This is a genomic window from Stenotrophomonas thermophila, assembly GCF_001499715.1.
GTDB classification, from domain to species: Bacteria; Pseudomonadota; Gammaproteobacteria; order Xanthomonadales; family Xanthomonadaceae; genus Stenotrophomonas; species Stenotrophomonas hibiscicola.
The window spans coordinates 80,440-101,065 of sequence record NZ_CVIW01000004.1 but is presented as its reverse complement, the minus strand read 5'-3'; the positions used below and the strand labels follow the sequence as shown (position 1 = coordinate 101,065).

Annotated in this window: 17 protein-coding genes and 1 tRNA gene; 7 read left to right on the top strand and 11 right to left on the bottom strand. The window is 66.9% G+C overall.

What is annotated here, in order from left to right:
• Nucleotides 1–120: 120 nt before the first annotated feature.
• The 6 genes from BN1263_RS03980 (at nucleotide 121) to pgaD (ending at nucleotide 7,610) form a co-directional block, all read left to right on the top strand.
• Nucleotides 121–197 (top strand) — tRNA-Pro (locus BN1263_RS03980).
• 222 nt (nucleotides 198–419) lie between these two features.
• Nucleotides 420–1,625, top strand: a complete 1,206-nt coding sequence (locus BN1263_RS03975; RefSeq protein ID WP_058979709.1) for a CynX/NimT family MFS transporter — start codon at nucleotides 420–422, stop codon at nucleotides 1,623–1,625.
• 344 nt (nucleotides 1,626–1,969) lie between these two features.
• Nucleotides 1,970–3,997, top strand: coding sequence for a poly-beta-1,6 N-acetyl-D-glucosamine export porin PgaA (gene pgaA, locus BN1263_RS03970; RefSeq protein ID WP_058979707.1), 2,028 nt, complete (start codon nucleotides 1,970–1,972; stop codon nucleotides 3,995–3,997).
• A gap of 1 nt (nucleotide 3,998) precedes the next feature.
• Complete coding sequence (pgaB, locus tag BN1263_RS03965; protein WP_058979705.1) at nucleotides 3,999–5,885, top strand: poly-beta-1,6-N-acetyl-D-glucosamine N-deacetylase PgaB; 1,887 nt, start codon at nucleotides 3,999–4,001, stop codon at nucleotides 5,883–5,885.
• A 1-nt stretch (nucleotide 5,886) separates the two neighbouring features.
• Entirely contained in the window at nucleotides 5,887–7,143 is a 1,257-nt protein-coding gene (gene pgaC, locus BN1263_RS03960; protein ID WP_058979703.1) for a poly-beta-1,6-N-acetyl-D-glucosamine synthase, read from the top strand.
• Entirely contained in the window at nucleotides 7,140–7,610 is a 471-nt protein-coding gene (pgaD, locus tag BN1263_RS03955; protein WP_058979701.1) for a poly-beta-1,6-N-acetyl-D-glucosamine biosynthesis protein PgaD, read from the top strand. The genes pgaC and pgaD overlap by 4 nt, the downstream gene beginning before the upstream one ends.
• 107 nt (nucleotides 7,611–7,717) lie before the next feature.
• Here pgaD and BN1263_RS03950 read toward each other — a convergent pair whose 3' ends face one another.
• From BN1263_RS03950 to BN1263_RS03900, 11 genes are all read right to left on the bottom strand, one after another.
• A complete protein-coding gene (locus BN1263_RS03950) occupies nucleotides 7,718–8,989 on the bottom strand; it encodes a glutamate-5-semialdehyde dehydrogenase (protein WP_058979698.1) in 1,272 nt (423 codons plus the stop codon).
• Nucleotides 8,986–10,143: a glutamate 5-kinase gene (gene proB / locus BN1263_RS03945; RefSeq protein WP_058979695.1), complete on the bottom strand. Its 1,158-nt coding sequence runs from the start codon at nucleotides 10,141–10,143 to the stop codon at nucleotides 8,986–8,988. The genes BN1263_RS03950 and proB overlap by 4 nt, the downstream gene beginning before the upstream one ends.
• A gap of 11 nt (nucleotides 10,144–10,154) precedes the next feature.
• Nucleotides 10,155–10,418, bottom strand: a complete 264-nt coding sequence (locus BN1263_RS03940; protein WP_005414003.1) for a YciI family protein — start codon at nucleotides 10,416–10,418, stop codon at nucleotides 10,155–10,157.
• Nucleotides 10,418–11,713 (bottom strand): argininosuccinate lyase, encoded by a 1,296-nt coding sequence (argH, locus tag BN1263_RS03935; protein ID WP_058979693.1) that lies wholly within the window; start codon nucleotides 11,711–11,713, stop codon nucleotides 10,418–10,420. The genes BN1263_RS03940 and argH overlap by 1 nt, the downstream gene beginning before the upstream one ends.
• Nucleotides 11,714–11,733: 20 nt before the next feature.
• On the bottom strand, nucleotides 11,734–12,687 hold the full coding sequence (argC, locus tag BN1263_RS03930; RefSeq protein WP_058979691.1) for an N-acetyl-gamma-glutamyl-phosphate reductase: 954 nt from the start codon (nucleotides 12,685–12,687) through the stop codon (nucleotides 11,734–11,736).
• Nucleotides 12,684–13,286, bottom strand: coding sequence for a GNAT family N-acetyltransferase (locus BN1263_RS03925; RefSeq protein ID WP_058979689.1), 603 nt, complete (start codon nucleotides 13,284–13,286; stop codon nucleotides 12,684–12,686). The genes argC and BN1263_RS03925 overlap by 4 nt, the downstream gene beginning before the upstream one ends.
• A 3-nt stretch (nucleotides 13,287–13,289) precedes the next feature.
• Nucleotides 13,290–14,618, bottom strand: a complete 1,329-nt coding sequence (locus tag BN1263_RS03920) for an acetylglutamate kinase (RefSeq protein WP_021204188.1) — start codon at nucleotides 14,616–14,618, stop codon at nucleotides 13,290–13,292.
• Between the two features lie 25 nt (nucleotides 14,619–14,643).
• Nucleotides 14,644–15,732, bottom strand: a complete 1,089-nt coding sequence (locus BN1263_RS03915) for an acetylornithine deacetylase (RefSeq protein WP_058979687.1) — start codon at nucleotides 15,730–15,732, stop codon at nucleotides 14,644–14,646.
• A gap of 151 nt (nucleotides 15,733–15,883) precedes the next feature.
• Nucleotides 15,884–17,080 (bottom strand): argininosuccinate synthase, encoded by a 1,197-nt coding sequence (locus BN1263_RS03910; RefSeq protein ID WP_058979685.1) that lies wholly within the window; start codon nucleotides 17,078–17,080, stop codon nucleotides 15,884–15,886.
• Nucleotides 17,081–17,142: 62 nt separating this feature from the next.
• Entirely contained in the window at nucleotides 17,143–18,153 is a 1,011-nt protein-coding gene (locus BN1263_RS03905; protein ID WP_019660502.1) for an N-acetylornithine carbamoyltransferase, read from the bottom strand.
• Between the two features lie 319 nt (nucleotides 18,154–18,472).
• Nucleotides 18,473–19,036: a glycine zipper 2TM domain-containing protein gene (locus BN1263_RS03900; RefSeq protein WP_026347073.1), complete on the bottom strand. Its 564-nt coding sequence runs from the start codon at nucleotides 19,034–19,036 to the stop codon at nucleotides 18,473–18,475.
• Nucleotides 19,037–19,223: 187 nt separating this feature from the next.
• On the opposite strand from BN1263_RS03900, the gene cysS reads away from it, so the two are divergent.
• On the top strand, nucleotides 19,224–20,600 hold the full coding sequence (gene cysS / locus BN1263_RS03895; RefSeq protein ID WP_058979683.1) for a cysteine--tRNA ligase: 1,377 nt from the start codon (nucleotides 19,224–19,226) through the stop codon (nucleotides 20,598–20,600).
• Nucleotides 20,601–20,626 lie beyond the last annotated feature (26 nt).

The window sequence follows — 20,626 nt, the reverse complement described above, 5'->3', positions numbered from 1 at the left end:
CTGGTGATGTCGCCCAGGCTTTTTTGTTCCCTCGAAGTGGCACCGCTTTTGCGGTGTGAAGAAAACAGCGTTCACCCCTTGCCGCCATCGGGATGAATCGCTAGAATAGGCGGCTCCCTTCGGGGTGTAGCTCAGTCTGGTAGAGCGCTACGTTCGGGACGTAGAGGTCGCAGGTTCGAATCCTGTCTCCCCGACCACTTCGGTGGTCACCAAGAAGCCTGGAAGACATCACTGTCCTCCGGGTTTTTTTGTACCAGGCGCCAGGCCACCCGCATGACGGGACCTTGCCAGGCAGCGCACGTACAATGGCCGCGCTGCCGGCCCGCCTGTAGCCCCCACCCCCACCTGCCGCTTCGGCGTAGACCGATGCCGGCGCTGCATGCCATTTCCGCGGCATGCGACACCTGCAAGGACCACCGATGAGTTCCTCCACTTCCGATTCGCCGTCGCTGCTGCACGGTCGTGTCCTCGCGTTTGCCGCGATCCTGCTGGCAGCGGTCAACCTGCGCACGGCGGTCACCTCGATCACCCCGCTGCTCGACGTACTCGGCCAGCAGTTCGGCTTCGGTACCACCATGACCGGCGTGCTGGGCATGCTGCCGACCGCCTCGTTCGCGCTGTTCGGCGTGGCCACGCCGACGCTGGCGCGGCGCCTGGGCCTGGAGCGCACCACCCTGCTGGCGATGGTGATGGCGATGGCCGGCCTGCTGCTGCGCTCCAGCGCCGGCAACGTCGGCACGCTGCTGCTCGGTTCGGTGCTGGCACTGGCCGGCATGGGCATCGGCAACGTGGTGGTGCCGCCGCTGGTGAAGCGCTACTTCGCCAACAAGGTCGGCACCATGAGCACGCTCTACATCAGCGTGCTGCAGCTGGGCACGATGCTGCCGGCGTTGCTGGCGGTGCCGGTGGCCAATGCCGCAGGCTGGCGCGTGTCGCTGGGCATGTGGGCACTGCTGGCGCTGGCCGCCGCATTGCCGTGGCTGCTGCTGGCCAGGCGCGCGCCGAAACCGCTGACCGGCGCCACCGATCCGACCGCACAGCCGCACGGAAAGGTCTGGCGCACGTCGCTGGGCTGGAGCATGACGCTGATGTTCGGCATGACCTCGCTGATGACCTACTCGATGTTCACCTGGCTGCCCCGCATCGTGGTCGAGGCCGGTGGAACGCCAGCGTTCGGTGGCGTGATGGTGGCAGTGTTCTCGGCGCTGGGCCTGCTGCCGTCGCTGGTCATCCCGTCGTTGGCAGTGCGCATGCAGAACCCGTTCCCACTGGTGCTGATCGGCTTCTTCTCGTTCGTGATCGCCTTCACCGGCCTGCTGCTGGCGCCGATGAAGGCCCCCCTGCTGTGGGCCTGCCTGCTCGGCGTCGGCCCGTCCACCTTCCCGCTGGCGCTGACCCTGATCAACCTGCGCACGCGCACCCCCACCGGCTCGGCGGCACTGTCCGGCTTCATGCAGGGCGTGGGTTACAGCTTCAGTTGCCTGGGGCCGTTCCTGGTCGGCTGGCTGCATACGGTCAGCAACGGCTGGACGCTCCCGTTCAGCTTCCTGTTCGGCTGCGCCACCCTGATGCTGTGCGCCTCCTGGGTGGCCTGCAAGCCGCGCAAGCTGGAAGACCTCTGGTAAGCCGCGCAGGGCCTCGCAACCGGCCCCACCTACCGCTCGTCAGCCCGTCTGCGCATTTTGACGCCGGGCTGACAATTCCGGGCGGATAGTGCCCACGAATGCCCATCCTTGCCGCGTGCCGGCATCGGGCATGGGGGCGGCAGCGCCGCCCAGGCCACCACTCGGTGTGCGGGGGACTCTCGTTTCAGACAAGACATTGCAGGTCGCTGTCCGGGTTGTATCCGTCCTTGCTGGACGGGAATGCACGAAGGGAGTGACGCGGGCCACGGCCACGCCAAAAACTGGCATGTGATATGCGTCACATTTTCACCGGTTGTCTGGTCAGGAAGCCAAGGGGGTCCCCAATGGTCGTCCACCGCCGGCTGGCGCTCTGCGTCGGCCTTGCCTGCACCGCCCTGGCCTGGGCCAGCAGCGCTGCCCCGCCTGACCGCGAGGCGGCCTTGGCCGAGATCGGCCGCTACCGCGACCAGGCCCGCTGGCTGGATGCCCTCGGCGCGATCGAGCGCGCCAGCCAAGAGCAACCTAACGACGACCTGCTGTTCAAGCTGCGCGTACTGACCTTGGGCGACATCGGCAACGCCTGGCGCGCCTGGGAGCTGTACCAGCAGCGCCCGCAGCTGTTCGACGCTGCACAGAAGCAGCGCATCGAAGGCGACTACCTGGCCAAGCGGGTGGTGTGGAGCCTGGCCTACAGCAGCAGCGAAGACAGCCGCCTGGAAGAAGCTGAATCGACCCTGGCGCGCATGCAGCGCTACCTGGGCAGCGAAGGCACCCCGCCCGCGCAGGCGCCGCTTCGCGTCCGCATGGACCGGCTGATCCTGCTCAACCGACTGGGCCGCCATGCGCAGGTGCGCGAGGAAGCCCGCGCGCTGCAGGCCGAAGGCCATGCCCTGCCCGACTACGTGCTGCCCGCGGTCGGCGATTCGCTGATGGGCACCCTGCATCCGGAAGAAGCCATACCGGTGCTGCAGGCGGCAGTGGCCGGCGACCCGACACGCGATGCCTCGCATTCGGAACTGGCCTATGCCTACCTGGAGAGCGAGCAGCAGGAAAAGGCGATCGACCTGCTGCAGGCATGGCGCGACAAGGAACCAGCGTGGCGCTGGAGCAATGGCAAATCCCCATACGCGAACTGGTCGCGCTACGAAGCTGACCTCAACCTGGCGATGGTACGCGCCTACAGCGGTGACCTGCCCACCGCGCAGCGCGACCTGGAATCAATGGTGGAGATCGCACCGGGCAACGGTGGACTGCAGAGCGCGCTGGGCAGCGTGTACATGATGCGCGGATGGCCACGCATGGCACTGCAGCGCCAGCAGATGGCACATGCGCTGGACCCTCGCGACATCGAGCCGCGGCTGGGCATGGAGGAGGCCTACGTCGCCCTGCAGCGCGATGACCTGGCAAGGCCACTGCACGACGATCTTGTCGCACGCTACCCGACCCAACCCGCCGTCGAACGCATGGACCAGGCCTGGCGGGCGCATCGCGGTTGGCAGCTGAAGGCATGGACCGACATTGGTCGCAGCTCCGGCGGTGGCGGCACCTCGCCGCTGGGCAACAACGACCGTCACTACGGCATCGAAGTGCAGACACCGGTGCTCGACGACCGCTGGCGGTTGTTCGCCTTCGCCGACAGGCGCTCGGTCGACTTCCAGGACCAGCGTATCGACCCGCTGTGGCTGGGCGCGGGCGTACGCTACCGCTTTGGCCAGCTGGATGCGGAAGCGGCGGTACTGCGCGCCAACGACCACATTGGCGATACCGGCCTGCGCATCGGCGTGGGTTGGCAGTTCAACGATTACTGGCATGCCGGGCTGGTGGCCGTACGCAATGACCCGGAAGCCTCGATGCAGGCGCGCGTGGCGGGCATCACCGCTGACAGCGTGAGCGCGCAGGTCGACTACCGGCGCAGCGAGCTGACCCACTGGATGTTCGGCGCCAGCCGCTTCCGCTACGACGACGGCAACCACCGCGAGCTGTTCAGCACCAGCATCGAACAGCGCCTGCTGACCCGCCCGCGCTGGTTGATCGACGGCCTGGCCAGTGCCTACACCAGCCGGGGCAGCCGCGACGACGCGCCCTACTTCAACCCGAAGCGCGACCGCATGGTCGAGATCGGGCTGCGCATCGACCAGCAGCTGTGGCGGCACTACGAGCGCCACTTCCGGCACCGCCTGACGGTCTCGCTGGGTAACTACTGGCAGGACGGCTTCGGCAGCGCTCTGGTCCCTTCGGTGTCCTACATGCACGAATGGCAGCTGGGCCAGGGCCGCGTGTTCGAGTACGGCGTGCGCTGGTCGCGGCCGGTCTACGACGGCCACCGCGAGCGTCATATCGGCTTCGAAGCCGCACTGCGCTGGGGAGAATGACATGGCCCGCATCCTGCGACTGATCGTGCTCCTGCTGCTGGCCGCCACGTCGCCGGCGTTCGCGCAGCAGGCCCTGCATCTCGATGCCACTGACAACGGCCTGCTGATCCTCAGCTACCACGACATCCGCGACCGGGTCGCGGCCAAGGGCGACGCCGATACCTACGCGGTGAGCACGCAGAACTTCGCCGCGCACCTGGACTGGCTCGGCGCGCATGGTTATCACCCGGTCTCGCTGTCGCAGGTGATCGATGCCTCGCAGGGGCGGGCCACGCTGCCGCCCAAGCCTGTGCTGCTGACCTTCGATGACGGCCTGCGCAGCGTCTACGACAAGGCCTTCCCATTGCTGCAGGCCTACCGCTACCCGGCGCTGGTGGCGGTGATCACCGATTACGTGGACATGGCTCCGGGCCGCACCATCGACTACGGCTACCGCCCGTTCGGCCGCGATGACTTCGTCACCTGGGCGCAGCTGAAGCAGATGCACGACAGCGGCCTGATCGAAGTGGCCAGCCATACCGACGACCTGCACCACGGAGTGCTTGCCAATCCGCAGGGCAATTCGACGCCAGCGGTGGTCACCCGCATCTACCGGCCGGCCACGCGCAGCTACGAGAGCGAGGCGCAGTACGAGCAGCGCCTGCGCGCCGATCTCGGCCGCAGCGTGCAGCGCATCCAGCAGCATCTGGGCGTGCGCCCGCGCGCCATCGTCTGGCCGTACGCCGCCTACAACCGGTTGAGCAACGACATCGCCGAACAGCTGGGCATGCTGGTGTCCTTCGATCTGGAAGGCCGCAGCACGCCAGTGACCAGCGACCTGCATGGGCTGGCGCGCTTCCTGGTCAGCGACAACCCGACCGTGGAGGGGCTGGCCTACGAGCTGCGCCGCGATGTTGCGCTCGATGGCATCCGCGCCCTGCAGATAGACCTGGATGCCGTGTACGACCCGGACCCGGCGCAGCAGGGGCGCAACCTCGATGCGCTGATCGACCGGGTCAAACGCATCTCGCCCACCCACGTCTACCTGCAGGCCTTCGCCGATCCCGACGGTAACAACACCGCCGATGCACTGTACTTCCCGAACCGGCACATGCCGATGCGTGCGGACCTGTTCAGCCGCGTTGCCTGGCAGCTGAAATCCCGCGCCGGCGTGAAGGTCTACGCATGGCTGCCGGTGCTTGGCTTCGAGCTGCCCGACCCGGCGCAGCGCAAGGCACTGGCGATCGACAACGGCGATGCCGACGGCATGTACCGGCTGGACTTCACCAATCCGAAGGCACGCCAGATCATGCTCGACATCTACGAGGATCTGGCCGTCAACTCGTACTTCGAAGGCCTGCTCTTCCATGATGATGGCTACCTGCGCGACACAGAACTGCCGACGCTGGCGGCCGGCGACGATGGCAGCGCTCGCACCCGGGCGCTGATCGACTTCACCCTGGCCCTGCGCGACAGTGCGCAGCGTTGGCGGCCGAAGCTGGCCACGGTGCGCAACCTGTACGCGGAGCCGGTGCTGCGTCCGCAGAGCGAGGCCTGGTTCGCGCAGCGCCTGGACCTGTTCAACAAGGCCTACGACCAGACCGCACTGATGGCGATGCCGTGGATGGAAGGCAGCAGGCATCCGGAACGCTGGCTCGACCAGCTGCTGGCCGCGGTGCGTGCGCACGATCCCCAGTTGCAGCACACCCTGTTCGAACTGCAGACCGTCGATTGGCGCAGCGGGCAACCGATTCCCGCCGAGCGCCTGCGCGCGCAGATCCGCCAGCTGCAGGCGCAGGGCGTGCACCACTTCGCCTGGTACCCGGACGACTTCATCGCCGGGCAGCCCTCCACCCGCGATGCCCGCGCGGCAATGTCCGCCGGCAACTTCCCGTACCCGGAGAAGTGACATGGACATGCATCCGCTGCTCCAGGTCCTGTTCCAGTTCGCCTTCTACTACCCGATGGTGATGGCGTTCTTCTGGATGTCGGGCGGGCTCTATTACTACTACCGTCGCGAACGCCACTCGCGCCCGCGCAACGACCCTCCATTGATGGTCGATCCCCCCTTCGCGAGCCTGCTGGTGCCCTGCCACAACGAGGCGGAGAACCTGGACGACACGCTCGGCGCCGCACTGGCACAGCGCTATCCGGCCGACTACGAAGTAATCGCCATCGATGACGGCAGCAGCGATGACACCGGTGCGCGGCTGGACGCACTGTCGGCAAAGCACCCACGGCTGCGCGTGCTGCACCTCGACCGCAACCTGGGCAAGGCCAATGCGCTGCGCATGGGTGCACTCGCCGCGCGTTCGGAGTACCTGGTGTGCATCGACGGCGACGCGATGCTGGAGGAGCACGCGCTGCACTGGATGATCTGGCATCTGGTGAGCGGCAACCGGGTCGGCGCGGTGACCGGCAATCCGCGCATCCGCAACCGCTCCACCCTGCTCGGACGCCTGCAGGTGGCCGAGTTCTCGTCGATCATCGGCATGATCAAGCGCGCGCAGCGGGTATACGGGCGCATCTTCACCATCTCCGGGGTAATCGCCGGCTTCCGCCGTACTGCCCTGCACCAGGTCGGCTGGTGGTCGGACGACATGGTGACCGAAGACATCGACATCAGCTGGCGCCTGCAGCGCGCGCACTGGGACATCCGCTACGAACCCAATGCGCTGTGCTTCATCCTGATGCCGGAGACCCTCAAGGGCCTGTGGCGGCAGCGCCTGCGCTGGGCCCAGGGTGGCGTGGAGGTGATGCTGCGCCACGCGCGCTCGCTGCTGCACTGGAAGGAGCGGCGCATGTGGGGCGTGCTGCTGGAATACGTGCTGAGCGTGGCCTGGGCCTACACCATGTTGTTCATCGTGGTGCTGTGGGCGCTGGGCAAGTTCATCGAACTGCCGCCGCAACTGCATATCGCCAGCCTGCTGCCACAGTGGCATGGCGTGATCCTGGCCCTGGTCTGCCTGCTGCAGTTCGCCAGCAGCCTGATCATCGACCGGCGTTACGAAACACAGATTGGACGCAACTACTTCTGGGTCATCTGGTACCCGATGGCGTACTGGTTGATCAGCCTTTCCACCACCCTAGTGGCGTTGCCGAAGACCCTGCTGCGCCGTCGCAGCAAGCGCGCCACCTGGACCAGTCCCGATCGGGGGATCCGATGAACGCACAACGCCCGTCCAACCGCTTCGACTCGCGGATGATCCGCAAGCCGCATCGCCAACCACGCTTCCAGCGCACCGCCTGGGGCTTCGTCACCCTCGCGTTCTGGGGGTTCTACTTCTACCTGTGGGCACCGTTGGTGACCCTGTTCTCGTGGCTGATCGGCGGCCAGCTGGCCTGGCAGCAGCTGTACCAACGGCAAAGCCAGTTCGATCTCTATGTGCTGGTGGCGCTGCCGCTGATGCTGCTGTGTGCCAGCGTGCTGCTGATCGGCTGGGCCGAGTACAACCGCGCGCGCTTCCGTGGCCACGAGCGACGCCTGCCGCGACCGCTGGCCAGCCTCAATGAAGTCGCGGCCGATCTGGGTGCCAGCACCGGCCTTGCCGAACGCCTGCTGGGCTGCAAGGCCGCCACGTTGCACATGGATGACCATGCGCGTCCAGTTGGCATCCGCCGCGAGGTGGTGTAGCCCGGCAACCCGGTGGTGCCGACCTCGGTCGGCGCTTGGGCCTGGTGGGTGCCGACCTTGGTCGGCACCGGGGTCTACCGCGAAGAGCATCCACGCATGGCGTGGATCTACTTGCGCGTCTGCCCTTCACCGCGCACGACAAATCGTTCGACGGTGAGTGCTTCCAGGCCCATTGGGCCGTACGCATGCAGGCGCGTGGTGGAAATGCCGATCTCGCTGCCCAGGCCCAGCTGGCCACCGTCGGAGAAGCGCGACGAGGCATTGACCATCACTACCGCCGAGCGCAGCGCGTTGACGAAGCGCTCGGCATGGCCGGCGTCTTCGGTGGCGATCACTTCGGTATGGTCGGAGGTATAGGCACGGATGTGCGCGATGGCCGCCTCGAGGTCATCAACCACGCGCACGGCCAGCACCAGGTCGAGGAACTCGGCAGCGTAGTCGTCTTCGCTGGCGGCGGTGCTGCCCGGCAGCAGCGGCTGCGCGTTCGTGTCGGCGCGCAGCTCCACGCCACGCTCACCGAGCGCCTGCGCCACGCGCGGCAGGAAGGCTTCGGCCACATCACGATGCACCAGCAGGGTTTCCAGCGAGTTGCACGCCGACGGACGGCTGCACTTGCCGTCCACCAGCAGATCGAGGGCCTTGCCGGGGTCGGCGCTGGCATCCACGAACAGGTGGCAGACACCCTTGTAGTGCTTGATCACCGGCACCCGCGCATGTTCGGCAACGAAGCGGATCAGGCCTTCGCCGCCGCGCGGAATCGCCAGATCGATCAGTTCATGCAGCTGCAGCAGTTCCAGCATCGCTTCGCGGCGCAGATCGGTCAGCACGGTCACCGCCGCCGGTGGCACGCCATTGGCCTTGAGCGCGCCTGCCAACGCCTGGGCGATGGCGGTGTTGGAATGGATCGCTTCGGAGCCACCGCGCAGGATCACGCCATTGCCGGCCTTCAGGCACAGCGCAGCCGCTTCGGCGGTCACGTTCGGGCGCGCCTCATAGATCATTGCGATCACACCCAGCGGCACGCGTACCTTCTGCACGCGGATGCCGTTTGGACGCACATCGTCGCGGGTAATCTGGCCGACGGGATCAGGCAGCGCGGCGACCTCACGCACGGCTTCGGCCATCGCGAACAGGCGTGCCGGGTCCAGCGCCAGGCGGTCGAGCATGGCGCTGCCAACGCCCTTGCCGCGCGCGGCGGCGAGGTCACGTGCATTACCGGCAAGGATCAGCCCGGCATTCACTTCCAGTGCCTGGGCCATTGCCAGCAGCAGCGTGTGGCGCGCCGCACTGTCGAGGCCGGCAACGATCTGGGCCGCGTCACGGCAGGCACGCGCCTGCGTTTCGATGTCGCTCATCGGGGAGTCCTTCAAACCGGTCATGGCAGCACCAGATCGTCGCGATGGACGACACTGCCACCGTAGTTGTAGCCCAGCACGGCCTCGATGTCGCGCGAATGGCGGCCGGCGATCCGGCGCACATCATCGGCCGCGTACTGGCTGACACCGCGCGCCACGCAGACGCGGCCCTGTGGCGCGTTCCAGCACACCTGCACCATGTCGCCACGGCGGAACATGCCCTCCGCGCCGGTGATGCCGCCGGGCAGCAGCGAGGCGCCCTTCTCGCGCATCGCCTGCGCTGCGCCGGCATCGATCACGATCGCACCCTCGACCAGCGGCGCGTGCCGCAGCCAGTGCTTGCGGGCCGCCTCACGGCTGCGCGCGGCGTGGATACGGGTACCGAACAGGCGGTCCTGCGCCAGCGCGCGTACCACGTCACCGCTGCGGCCATTGAACAGATAGGTTTCGATGCCGAGACGACCCGCCTTCGCTGCCGCTTCCAGTTTGGTCCGCATGCCGCCGGTACCGGAGCGCGAGCCGGCGCCGCCGGCCATCGCCAGCACCTCGTCACTCAGTTCCGGCACGTCGTGCAACGGCCGCGCATCGGCCACGGTGCGCGGGTCGGCGCTGTACAGGCCGTCGATGTCAGTGGCGATGAACAGCGCATCGGCATCAACCAGCGCCGCCACCGTCGCCGCCAGGTTGTCGTTGTCGCCAAGCTTGAGCTCGTCCACCGACACGGTGTCGTTCTCGTTGACCACCGGCAATGCTCCCAGCCGCAGCAGTTCGTTGAGCGTAGCGCGGGCGTTGAGGTAGCGGCGGCGGTTGCGCAGGTCGTCATGGGTCAGCAGCACCTGCGCCACCGGGCGCTCGAAGAAGCGCTGCCAGAGCCCGATCAGCTGGGCCTGGCCGAGCGCAGCCAGCGCCTGCCGCGCCGCCATCGCCGCGCCAGGCTCATCGGCCCGCGGCAGGATCGCGCGCCCGGCAGCGACCGCGCCGGACGACACGATCACCACCTCGCGCCCGGCCAGGACATTGGCCGAGACGAACTGCGCCAGGCCCAGCGCGTGGCGTGGTGACAGGCCGCCGCCATCGGCAGCCAGCAGGCTGCTGCCGACCTTCAGCACCGCACGCCGCCATGGCGGCAGCGCTTGTTCGGGGAACGGCGAGGCGACGTTGGCAGCGTGCTGGATCATCGGTCAGTGTCTCAGCGGGTGTTCCATTCGTGCACGGTCAGCTCGGAGGCCTGCATCGTCACCAGCGGATCGGTGGCGACGATGGCCTGCGCCTGCGCCAGGCTGTCCACGTTGCACAGCACATAGGCGCCACCACTGCCGTCGGCGAAACCACCAGTCAGCTGCAGCTTGCCCTGCGCCTGCAACGCATCGAGGAAATCGCGGTGCGGCTGCACCGCTGCATCGTTGAAGTCCGGCCGGCGCATCGCCATCACCAGGTAGACAGTGCCCGCCATCAGGACAGCGCCTGCCAGCGCGCGCGCAGTTCGTCCAGGCGCAGGTCGGCGGCCGAACCCGGCGACACGCGCGCGGCGAGGCTGCCTTCCGGCGTGCGTCCCTGCCCTGCACTGTCGGCACCGGCCGCAGCGGCCTTGTAGGCCTCACGGAACGGCACGCCGGCCACGGCCGCTTCCACCGCCACGTCGGTGGCATACATGCCCGAATCGATGGCCGCACGCAGCTTGTCGTCACGCCATTCCAGGTTGGCCAGCAGCGCCGGCAGCAGCTCCAGCGCGGCCAGGCCACGGCCGAAGCCGTGGAAGATGGCCCCCTTGGACGACTGCAGGTCGCGGTGGTAGCCCGACGGCAGCGACAGCAGCTGCTCGATCTCGGTACGCGCTGCGGCGACGCTGGCGTGGGTCGCACGCATCAGCTCGATCACGTCCGGGTTGCGCTTGTTGGGCATGATCGAACTGCCGGTGGTGTACTGCGCCGGCAGCGCGACGAAGCCGAACTCGGCGCTGGTGAACAGCGACAGGTCCCAGGCGATGCGGCGCAGATCCAGCGTGGCACCACCGAGCGCTTCCAGCGCGGCCAGCTCGAACTTGCCACGCGACAGCTGCGCGTAGATCGGCGAGATCTGCATGCGCGCAAAACCGAGCGCGGCCGTGGTGTGCTCGCGGTCCAGCGGCAGGTTCACGCCGTAGCCGGCAGCCGTGCCCAGTGGATTGGCATCGACCAGCGCATGGGTGTCACGCGCGCGGATGGCATTGTCGATGAAGGCCTCGGCCCAGCCCGCCCACCACATGCCGGCCGAGGACACTACGGCGCGCTGGATGTGGGTGTAGCCGGGAATCGGCAGGTCCTTCTCGGCCTGTGCGCGGTCCAGCGCGACCTTGGCCACTTCGGCGCTGAGCTGTGCCACGCGCTGCAGCTTCTCCTTCAGCCACAGGCGGGGGGCGACCAGGATCTGGTCGTTGCGGCTGCGGCCGGTGTGGATCTTGCGGCCGGCATCGCCGAGGCGTTCGGTCAGGCGCGCTTCGATCGCCGAGTGACCATCCTCATACTGGGTATCGAGCACGAAGCGGCCTTCGCGGAAGTCCTGCGCCAGCACCTCCAGTTCGCGCAGCAGGCCGTCCAGCTCGTCGGCACTGAGGATGCCGATGTGCTGCAGGCCTTGTGCATGTGCGGCGCTGGCAGCGATGTCATGCAGGAAGAACTCGCGGTCGAGGATCACGTCGTCGCCGGCGAGGAAGGTCTGGATCTGGGCGTCGACGGCGACGCCGGGCTTCTGCCAAAGAAGGTCTGCCATGGGGGCTCCGGAATGCGTATTCAGTGCGGGATCGACGTCAGTTCGTCGATGCCAAGCGCGAGGTTGAGGTTCTGCATGGCCTGGGTGGCCGCGCCCTTCAGCAGGTTGTCCAGGGTCGCCACCACCACGACCCGCTTGCCGCCCGGGGCCAGGGTGAAGCCACCGACCTGGGCACCGTGGCGACCGGCAATGCGGCTGACCCAAGGCGCTTCATCCACCACGTCGATCAGGGGTTCGCCGGCATAGGCCTGCTGGAAGCGCTCGACGATCTGCTCGCGGGTCTGCACCCGGTTCAGCCACAGATTGGCGGTGAGCGTGATGCCACGGAAATGCGGCGCGACGTGCGGCATGAATTCGACCGCCACGCCCAGCTGCACGGACACTTCGCGCTCGTGCACGTGGTTGGTCAGCGCGTAGGGCATCAGGTTGCCGGCCAGCAGTTCGACGTTGTTCTTGTCCGACGGCGTAGTACCGGCACCGGAGTAACCGGACACACCGAAGCACTGGGGCGGACCCGCCAGCAGGTCCAGCAGCGGATGCACCGCCAGCTGCATCGCGGTGGCATAGCAGCCCGGATTGCTGATGTGCTTCTGGCCGTTGTAGCGGCCACGGGTCAGCTCCGGCAGGCCGTAGTACCAGCTGTTGTCGAAGCGGTAGTCGGCCGAGAGGTCGACGATGACGGTGTCCGCCTTCGCCGCCTCCAGCGCGGCCACGAACGGCGCGGCCAGGCCGTTGGGCAGGGCCAGGATCACCGCATCCACGCCCTTGGCCGCCACCGCGTCGGCGTCCAGGTTTTCGTACTGCAGCTCGCCCAGGAATTCAGGGTGGTGGTCGGACAGGCGCTGCCCGGCGCGCTCGCGCGAGGAGACGAAAGCCAGTTCCAGCCGCGGATGGGCGGCCACCAGCTTGATCAGCTCGGCGCCGGTATGGCCGCGGGCACCGACGATGCCAAGGGTAAAGGTCGAATCGTTCATGCGTGGCTGTCCAGGCGGTACTGCAGGTGGCGCTTCACGCCCTGCCATTCCGCGTCGATGATGGAGAAGATGACGGTGTCGCGCGGCGTGCCGTCGGCATGCCGCTTGTGGTTGCGCAGCACGCCATCCTGCTTGGCGCCGAGGCGGGCGATGGCAGTGCGCGAGGTGGCGTTGAACCAGCTGGTTTCCAGCACCACGCTGATGCAGCCCAGCGTTTCGAAGGCGTGCTGCAGCAGCAACAGCTTGGCTTCGGTGTTGGCACCGGTGCGCTGCACGCGTGGTGTGTACCAGGTGTAGCCGAGGCTGAGCCTGGGCACACCGGCATCCATGTCGTAGAAGCGCGTGCTGCCGATGATGTCACCCGCCGCATCACGGATCACGAACGGCAACACCTTGCCTTCGCTCTGGGCCTGCAACGCGGCCCGCACATAGGCCTCGGCCTGTTCCGGCGATGGCACCTGGGTGTACCAGAGCTGGTCCAGGCCGCTGCCTTCAAGCGCATCGCGCAGGCCGGGCACGTGCTCCATCTGCAGCGGCTGCAGGGTTACGTGCTGGCCGCGCAGGGTAGGAACCGTGTTCCAGGCATCGAGGTTGCTCATTGCTCAGCCCTGCAGGCTCGGGGTGCGCTGCGCGCAATGATCGACATAGGTCTTGATCCGGTCGATGCCATCGGCACCGAACCAGAATACCTTCCACTGATCCTGCTTGTAGCAGCCATCGGACTCGGCGTAGTAGAAGTGATTGATCGGGTTGCCATGGCGCGAGCGCCAGAACAGCTGCGGCGTTTCTTCCAGCATCACGTTCCAGACCGCACGGCCGAGGCCTTCGCCCTGTGCGTCATCGAGCACGGCGAACTTGTCCAGGTACACGCCTTCGGCCTCGTCGGTGAGGATGACCGCGGTGCGGTAGTTCTCGCTGACGTAGGCGCGCAGCAGCCTGGTCTTCTGGAAATAGTCCGGCACCAGGGTGCGGCCGAAGCTGGATTCGATCAGGCCCTTCAGGCGCGGCAGGTCCAGTTCGTCCCAGGCGGTGGCGCGCAGCACTTTTTCGCCCTTGCGCACCAGCGTGCCCGAGCCCTTGTGGGTGAACAGTTCCTTGGCCAGGTCGGCCGGGCGGGTGATCGACACCGACGATTCCAGCGGCAGGCGATCGAGCAGATCCTTGATCTGTTCGATCTTCACCTTCATGCCGCCGTGGATCCACGGCTGCGCGATCAAGTGGTCGTACTCGGTGGACAGGTTGATCGAATCGATCACGTTGCCCGCCTCGTCCAGCAGGCCGCCGGTGCCGGTCAGGAAGATGATCTTGTACGGCTGCAGTTCCTGCACCAGCTCGTTGGCGGCGAAGTCGGCGTTGACGTTGAGGATCTGGCCACCGGCGGTTTCACCCAGGCTGGTGATGACCGGGATCGAGCCCGCACGCAGGCTGGCCTCGATCGGCGCCAGGTTGACCTTCTTCACCTCGCCGACCAGGCCGTAGGTATCCACGTCCAGGTACTCGGCCTCGAACACGCCACCGGTGATCGAGGTGGCGCGCGCGCCGTTCTGCTGCAGCGCCTCGACCAGCCGCAGGTTGGACTGCTGGAACACCCGGCGCACGATCGCCAGCGCTTCCGGCGAGGTCACGCGCAGGCCGTTCACGGTCTGCTTGTCGATGCCGGCGGCCGACAGTTCGGCATCCAGCTGCGGGCCGGCGCCGTGCAGCACGATCGGGGTCAGCCCGACTTCCTGCAGGAACGACAGCGAAGAGGTCAGCGCGTCGAGATCGTCGCGCAGCACCGCGCCGCCGACCTTGACCACGGCGAAGCGCTTGGCATCCAGCTGCGAGAAGCGCTTGAGGTACTGGCTGATCTCCTTCGCGCTGGCCATGCTGGAAAGCAGGCGCACGATGGTCTGGCGGGTCTGGCGATGGGGCTGGAGGGCAGGAGACATTTCGGTTTCGTCGGAAAGGGAAGAATCAGGCGCCGGCGGCGATGATGCGGTGCACGGCGTCGGTGTAGCCCTGCAACTGCTCCAGCGTCACGAACTCATCGGCGGTGTGGGCCTGGGCGATGTCACCCGGGCCGAACACCAGCGTGGTGTAACCACCGGCCGAGAACAGCGAGGCTTCGGTCCAGAAGTCCACCGCGTTGCCGATCGGCAGTTCCAGCGCATCGGCCACGTCACGTGCCAGCAGGCGGCGGTTCTCGGCTTCGGCGATGTCGCCGGCCGGCAGGCTGGGGCCACGGAAGGTTTCGGTGAATACCGCCGCTTCCGGCTCGGCGAAACCGGCGAAGGTGGCCAGCAACGCGTCGATGTTCATCGACGGCAGCGGACGGAAGCCGAAGCGCACTTCGGCAGCGGGTGCGATCATGTTGGCCTTGATCCCGCCTTCGACGCGGCCGATGTTGAAGCGCAGGCCCGTCAGCCCACCGAAGCGCGCCGAAGCCAGCGATTCCACATGGTCCAGCGCGCGGTTGCCCCAGCGCATCGCCTGGTGCAGCGCGCTGGCAGCCGCATCCTGCTTGCCCGAGGCGTGCCCTGCACGACCGGCGAACTGCATCAGCACCGAGCTGATGCCGCGATGCGCCAGCACCGCTTCGCTCATGGTCGGCTCGGCCACCAGCACCGCTTCGTACGGAATGCCGCGGGCCAGGAACGCGGCGATGCAGCGCGGATCGTTGGCTTCTTCATCGCTGGAGAACAGGAACGCGGCATCACCATCGCTGGCATTGGCCGCAGCCACCAGTGCAGCGGCCGCGCCCTTGATATCACACACGCCCAGGCCGACCACGCGGTCGTCCAGGCGCCGCATCACATGCGGGTCGGCACTCCAGTGCGGCGAGTCCGGCACCGTATCCAGGTGCACGTTGAACAGGTACTTCGGCGTACCACGCACGGCGTACAGGCTGACCGCGCCCGCGCCATGGTCGATCACCTCGACGTTGAAGCCGGGCAGGTTCGCGCGCAGGTAATCGAAGATGCCACCGGTGGTGATCGCACGCGGCGGGTTGCGGGTGTCGAAAGACACCAGGGCCTGCAGGTGATCGAGCGTCTGTTCAAGCATGTGTCTGAATATCCGTAGGGTTCCAAATCGGTAGTGCCGGCCGCTGGCCGGCTCCGCAATGATCCAGCCGTGCCACGAGCCGGCCAGCGGCCGGCACTACCCTCCATCGACGTTGCGAGGCGCCGGCCAGCGGCCGGCACCCCGTCACAGGTCAACCACGATTGACCTGCGCATAGACAGTGGAGCTCATCCCGAACAGCTTGATGAAGCCTTCGGCCTCCTCCACGCCCCAGTCGGCCGACTGCGCGTAGGTGGCACCCTTGGTGTTGAGCAGGTGCGGCGACTTCACCGCCACTGCATCGACGCGGCCACCGCGGGTTTCCAGCACCACTTCACCGTTCACCTTGGCCTGCGAGGACTTCAGGAAGGCTTCGATGTCGGTCTTCAGCGGGTCGTGGTAGAAGCCTTCGTACACCAGCTCCACCCACTTGCGCGCCACGTCCGGCTTGAAGCGGTTCTGCTGCTTGGTCAGCACGGCATCCTCCAGCGCGCGGTGCGCGGCCAGCAGCGAAACCAGGCCCGGGGCCTCGAACACGATGCGGCCCTTCAGGCCGATCACGGTGTCGCCGGTGTAGACGCCGCGACCGACGCCGTACGGGGCGAACAGCTTGTTGAGCTGGGCCAGGATCTGGTCGCCCGGCAGCGCCTTGCCGTTCAGTTCAACCGCTTCGCCTTCAATGAACTTCAGGGTGACGGTCAGCGCTTGTTCCGGCCATTCGCTGCGCGGCGAGCACCAGCCACGCGCACCTTCGCCCGGGGCTTCCCAACGGTCGATCTCGCCACCGGACATGGTCACGCCCAGCAGGTTCTCGTTGATGGTGTAGGCCTGCTGCTTGGCGCGCACGCCGAAGCCGCGCTCTTCCAGGTATTTCTGCTCGTAGGCACGGGTCTGGGTGTGTTCCTTCTGGATCTCGCGGATCGGCGCGATGATCTGGTAGTCACCCAGCGCCTTCACGGCCAGGTCGAAGCGGACCTGGTCATTGCCCATGCCGGTGCAGCCGTGGGCGATGATGTTGGTGCCCAGTTCGGCGGCACGCTTCAGCGCGGCATCCACGATCAGGTAGCGGTCCGACACCAGCAGCGGGTACTGGCCCTGGTAGCCTTCGCCGGCCCACACGAACGGCTTGACGAAGCCTTCCCAGATCGCCGGGCCACCGTTCACAGTGACATGGCTGGTCACGCCCAGCTCGGCGGCACGCTTCTCGATGAAATCGCGCTCTTCATCATCCACGCCGCCGGTGTCGGCGAACACGGTGTGCACGTTGTAACCACGCTCCTGCAGGTAGGGCACGCAGAAGCTGGTATCCAAGCCGCCGGAGAAGGCGAGAACGACGTCTTTATTGCTCATGGGGAGGGTATGTCCTGGTAGCGCCGGGCCGTGCCCGGCGGAAATGATTGAATCGGAAAAAATCAGCGCCCGGCAACCGCGGCCATGATCGCCTTCTGCACGTGCAGGCGGTTCTCGGCTTCGTTGATGGCGATGCACTGCGGCGAATCCATCACCGCATCGGTGGCCTTCACGTTGCGACGCAGCGGCAGGCAGTGGCTGAACACACCGTTGTTGGTCAGCGCCATCTTGCGTTCGTCGACGATGAAGTGCTTGAACTGGTCGCGGATCGGCTTTTCCGGTTCCCAGTTGCCGAAGAACGGCAGCGCTCCCCAGCTCTTGGCGTAAACCACGTCGGCGCCGGCGTAGGCGCTGTCGACATCATGGCTGATCTTCAGCGAACCACCGCTCTCGGCCACGTTCTGCTCGGCCCAGCCCATGTAGCGCTCGTCGAGGATGTAGTCGGCGGTCGGGCAAAGCAGTGTCACGTCCATGCCCATGCGGGTGGCGATGGTCAGCGCCGAGTTGGCCACGGCGGTGTTGAGCGGCTTGGGGTGGTAGGTCCAGGTCAGCACGTATTTCTTGCCACGCAGGTCCTGGGTGCCGAAGTGCTCCTGCAGCGCCATGATGTGGGCCAGCTCCTGGCACGGGTGGGTGATGGTCTCCATGTTGATGACCGGCACCGGCGAATACCTGGCGAAGCTGTTGAGGACGATGTCCTGGCGGTCGTACGCCCAGTCCTGGAACTTCGGGAACGCACGCACGGCGATGATGTCGCAGTAACGGCCCAGCACCTTGGCCACTTCCGCGATGTGTTCCTCGGTATCGCCGTCCATCACCGTGCCGAGGTTGAACTCGATCGGCCACGCATCCTTGCCCGGCTGCAGCACCACCGCATGGGCGCCGAGCTGGAACGCGCCCAGTTCGAAGCTGGTACGGGTGCGCATGGACGGGTTGAAGAACACCAGCGCGATCGACTTGCCCTTGAGCTGGTCGCCGAGCTTGTTGCGCTTGAACAGCGCGGCCTGGGTCAGCAATGCGTCGAGATCGCTGCGGCTCCAGTCCTGGGTGTTCAGGAAGTGCTTGGGGGACATCTTCTTTCCTTGCGTGGCGGCGCCGAGTTCGACGCGGTGGAAGGGAAAACAGGAAGCAAAGGTGAAACGAAAAGGTTGCAGTTGCAGCTTTCAGAACGCGGAAACGAAAAAACCCAGCCGGCGGGCTGGGTTTTTTTTCGGACGAACAGCAAAAAGCTCCGGTTACCCAGCGAGAATGTGGGGTTCCGGTCGACGCGCACGCGAGGTCATGCCCGACGCCTGTCGGGCTGCGCTGCTGTCGTGCTGGAAGTCGGTGAGCTTCATGGCCGAATATCTTTGCATGCGGCCGTGACCGGCGCAAGGGGCCGGGGTCGCAGAATCAGGGATTGCCGGCGGCGCCCTGCTCAGGACCGACCCAGGGGGTGATCGACACCCGGATCTTGAGCCGGTTGCCCGGGTCTTCCGGCAGCCGCGACCGATACTTGGTGCCCTTGTAGACGTAGTCCACGTCGTAGGCGATGGGCCGGCGGAATTCACGCCCCACCGGCACGATGCGGCAGTCACGGGTCAGCATCGGGCCATTGTTGGCAGGCGCCGGGGCCGGCGTTTCGGGGCCGGCCTCTTCGGAGGGCTCCTCGTCGCTGCGCTTGAATATCGAGCGCACCGAGTCCCAGAAACGGCTGATCCGGCCCTTGTCCTCGACCGGCTCCTCGCCGGTCACGTTGACCGGGGCCAGGGTGCGGGTCGACACCGGCTCGCAATGCTCCTCGGTACGGGTCGCGCGCAGGGTCTGGAATACCGGCTCGACGTTCAGTACCTGGGCGTAGTCGAACTTCACGTTCTCCACGATCACCACCCGGTTGCGGGGCTCGGCCTCCTGCGCCAGCACCACGGCGGGCAGCGCCGACAGGCAGGCCAGGGTCAGCAATGCGGTGGATTTCAGTGGCGACGGGAGCAAGGACACGGCGATAGTGTAGGCAGTGGCGAGCGCAAGGGGCTGAACATTACCCGTCCACGCCGCTCCTGCCCACCCCACCCTGGGTCCCTCCGGCGTCCACCGGTGGCAACCAGCGCCCCCAAAGGGAGCGACACGTTCTAAAATCACAGACTTGTCCCCCAGCCACAGCCCCATGACCCTGCGCCTGCACAACAACCTGACTCGCCAGCTCGAACCGTTCACCCCGCTCGACCCGGCCTGTCCGACCCTGTATGTGTGCGGCCCCACGGTCTACAACTACGTGCACATCGGCAACGCCCGTGGCCCGGTGGTGTTCGGGGTGCTGGCCGACCTGCTGCGGCGGCGTTTCGGCGCACTGCGCTACGCCCGCAACATCACCGACGTGGACGACAAGATCAACACCGCCGCGCGCGAGCAGGGGGTGCCGATCAGCACCATCACCGACAGGTTCGCCGCCGCCTACCGTGAAGACATGGCCGCGCTGGGCGTGGTGCCGCCTGACATCGAACCGGAAGTGACCGCGCACATGCCGCAGATCATCACCATGATCGAGCAGTTGATCGCCAGTGGTCATGCCTATGCCGCCGAAGGCCACGTGCTGTTTGCGGTGGCCAGCTTTGAAGGCTACGGCAAGCTCTCGCGCCGTGATCCGGAAGAGATGCTGGCTGGCGCCCGCGTCGATGTCGCCCCCTACAAGCGTGATCCGGGCGATTTCGTGCTGTGGAAGCCATCCAGCGACGACCTGCCCGGCTGGGAATCGCCTTGGGGCCGTGGCCGCCCGGGCTGGCACATCGAATGCTCGGCGATGGCCGCCGCCCATCTGGGCGAGACCATCGACATCCATGCCGGCGGCGTCGACCTGCAGTTCCCGCACCATGAGAACGAGATCGCGCAGAGCGAATGCGCGCATGGCGGCAGGATCTTCGCCCGCTACTGGCTGCACAACGGCATGCTCAACTTCGGCGGCGCCAAGATGAGCAAGTCACTGGGCAACATCGAGCGCGTGCATGACCTGGTTCGCCAGCATCCGCCGGAGGCACTGCGCCTGGCCCTGCTGTCGGCCCACTACCGTCAACCGCTGGACTGGTCCGATGCGCTGATCGAACAGTCGGTGCGTACGCTGGACCGCCTGTACGGCACCCTGCGCGAACTGGCCTCGGTCGAGGCCAGCGCGGTGATTCCGGCCACGGTCGAAGCGACCCTCGACGACGACCTCAACACTCCGCAGGCGCTGGCCGAAGTGGCCCGCATCGCGGCCGAGGCGCGTCGTGCCACGGACCCGGCCGAACAGTCGCGCCTGAAGGCCGAGCTGCTCGGTGCCGGCCTGGCGCTGGGCCTTCTGCAGGCCGATCCGGCGCAGTGGTTTGGTACCGCTGCGGGCGCTGACGGCGACGATGCCCGTATCCAGGGCTTGATCGACGAGCGCGCTGCGGCCAAGAAGGCGCGCGACTTCGCCCGTTCCGATGCCATCCGCGACCAGTTGGCCGCCGAAGGCATCGTGCTGGAAGACACCCCGCAGGGCGTGCGCTGGTCGCGCAAGCGCGGCTGACCTGCTGCCCTGCCCCGTGGCCGGCC

Bases quoted from the DNA above. Each gene is read 5' to 3' on its own strand.
- BN1263_RS03975 (WP_058979709.1), top strand. From the start codon at position 420: ATGAGTTCCTCCACTTCCGATTCGCCGTCGCTGCTGCACGGTCGTGTC.
- pgaA (WP_058979707.1), top strand. From the start codon at position 1,970: ATGGTCGTCCACCGCCGGCTGGCGCTCTGCGTCGGCCTTGCCTGCACC.
- pgaB (WP_058979705.1), top strand. From the start codon at position 3,999: ATGGCCCGCATCCTGCGACTGATCGTGCTCCTGCTGCTGGCCGCCACG.
- pgaC (WP_058979703.1), top strand. From the start codon at position 5,887: ATGGACATGCATCCGCTGCTCCAGGTCCTGTTCCAGTTCGCCTTCTAC.
- pgaD (WP_058979701.1), top strand. From the start codon at position 7,140: ATGAACGCACAACGCCCGTCCAACCGCTTCGACTCGCGGATGATCCGC.
- BN1263_RS03950 (WP_058979698.1), bottom strand. From the start codon at position 8,989: ATGACCGGTTTGAAGGACTCCCCGATGAGCGACATCGAAACGCAGGCG.
- proB (WP_058979695.1), bottom strand. From the start codon at position 10,143: ATGATCCAGCACGCTGCCAACGTCGCCTCGCCGTTCCCCGAACAAGCG.
- BN1263_RS03940 (WP_005414003.1), bottom strand. From the start codon at position 10,418: ATGGCGGGCACTGTCTACCTGGTGATGGCGATGCGCCGGCCGGACTTC.
- argH (WP_058979693.1), bottom strand. From the start codon at position 11,713: ATGGCAGACCTTCTTTGGCAGAAGCCCGGCGTCGCCGTCGACGCCCAG.
- argC (WP_058979691.1), bottom strand. From the start codon at position 12,687: ATGAACGATTCGACCTTTACCCTTGGCATCGTCGGTGCCCGCGGCCAT.
- BN1263_RS03925 (WP_058979689.1), bottom strand. From the start codon at position 13,286: ATGAGCAACCTCGATGCCTGGAACACGGTTCCTACCCTGCGCGGCCAG.
- BN1263_RS03920 (WP_021204188.1), bottom strand. From the start codon at position 14,618: ATGTCTCCTGCCCTCCAGCCCCATCGCCAGACCCGCCAGACCATCGTG.
- BN1263_RS03915 (WP_058979687.1), bottom strand. From the start codon at position 15,732: ATGCTTGAACAGACGCTCGATCACCTGCAGGCCCTGGTGTCTTTCGAC.
- BN1263_RS03910 (WP_058979685.1), bottom strand. From the start codon at position 17,080: ATGAGCAATAAAGACGTCGTTCTCGCCTTCTCCGGCGGCTTGGATACC.
- BN1263_RS03905 (WP_019660502.1), bottom strand. From the start codon at position 18,153: ATGTCCCCCAAGCACTTCCTGAACACCCAGGACTGGAGCCGCAGCGAT.
- cysS (WP_058979683.1), top strand. From the start codon at position 19,224: ATGACCCTGCGCCTGCACAACAACCTGACTCGCCAGCTCGAACCGTTC.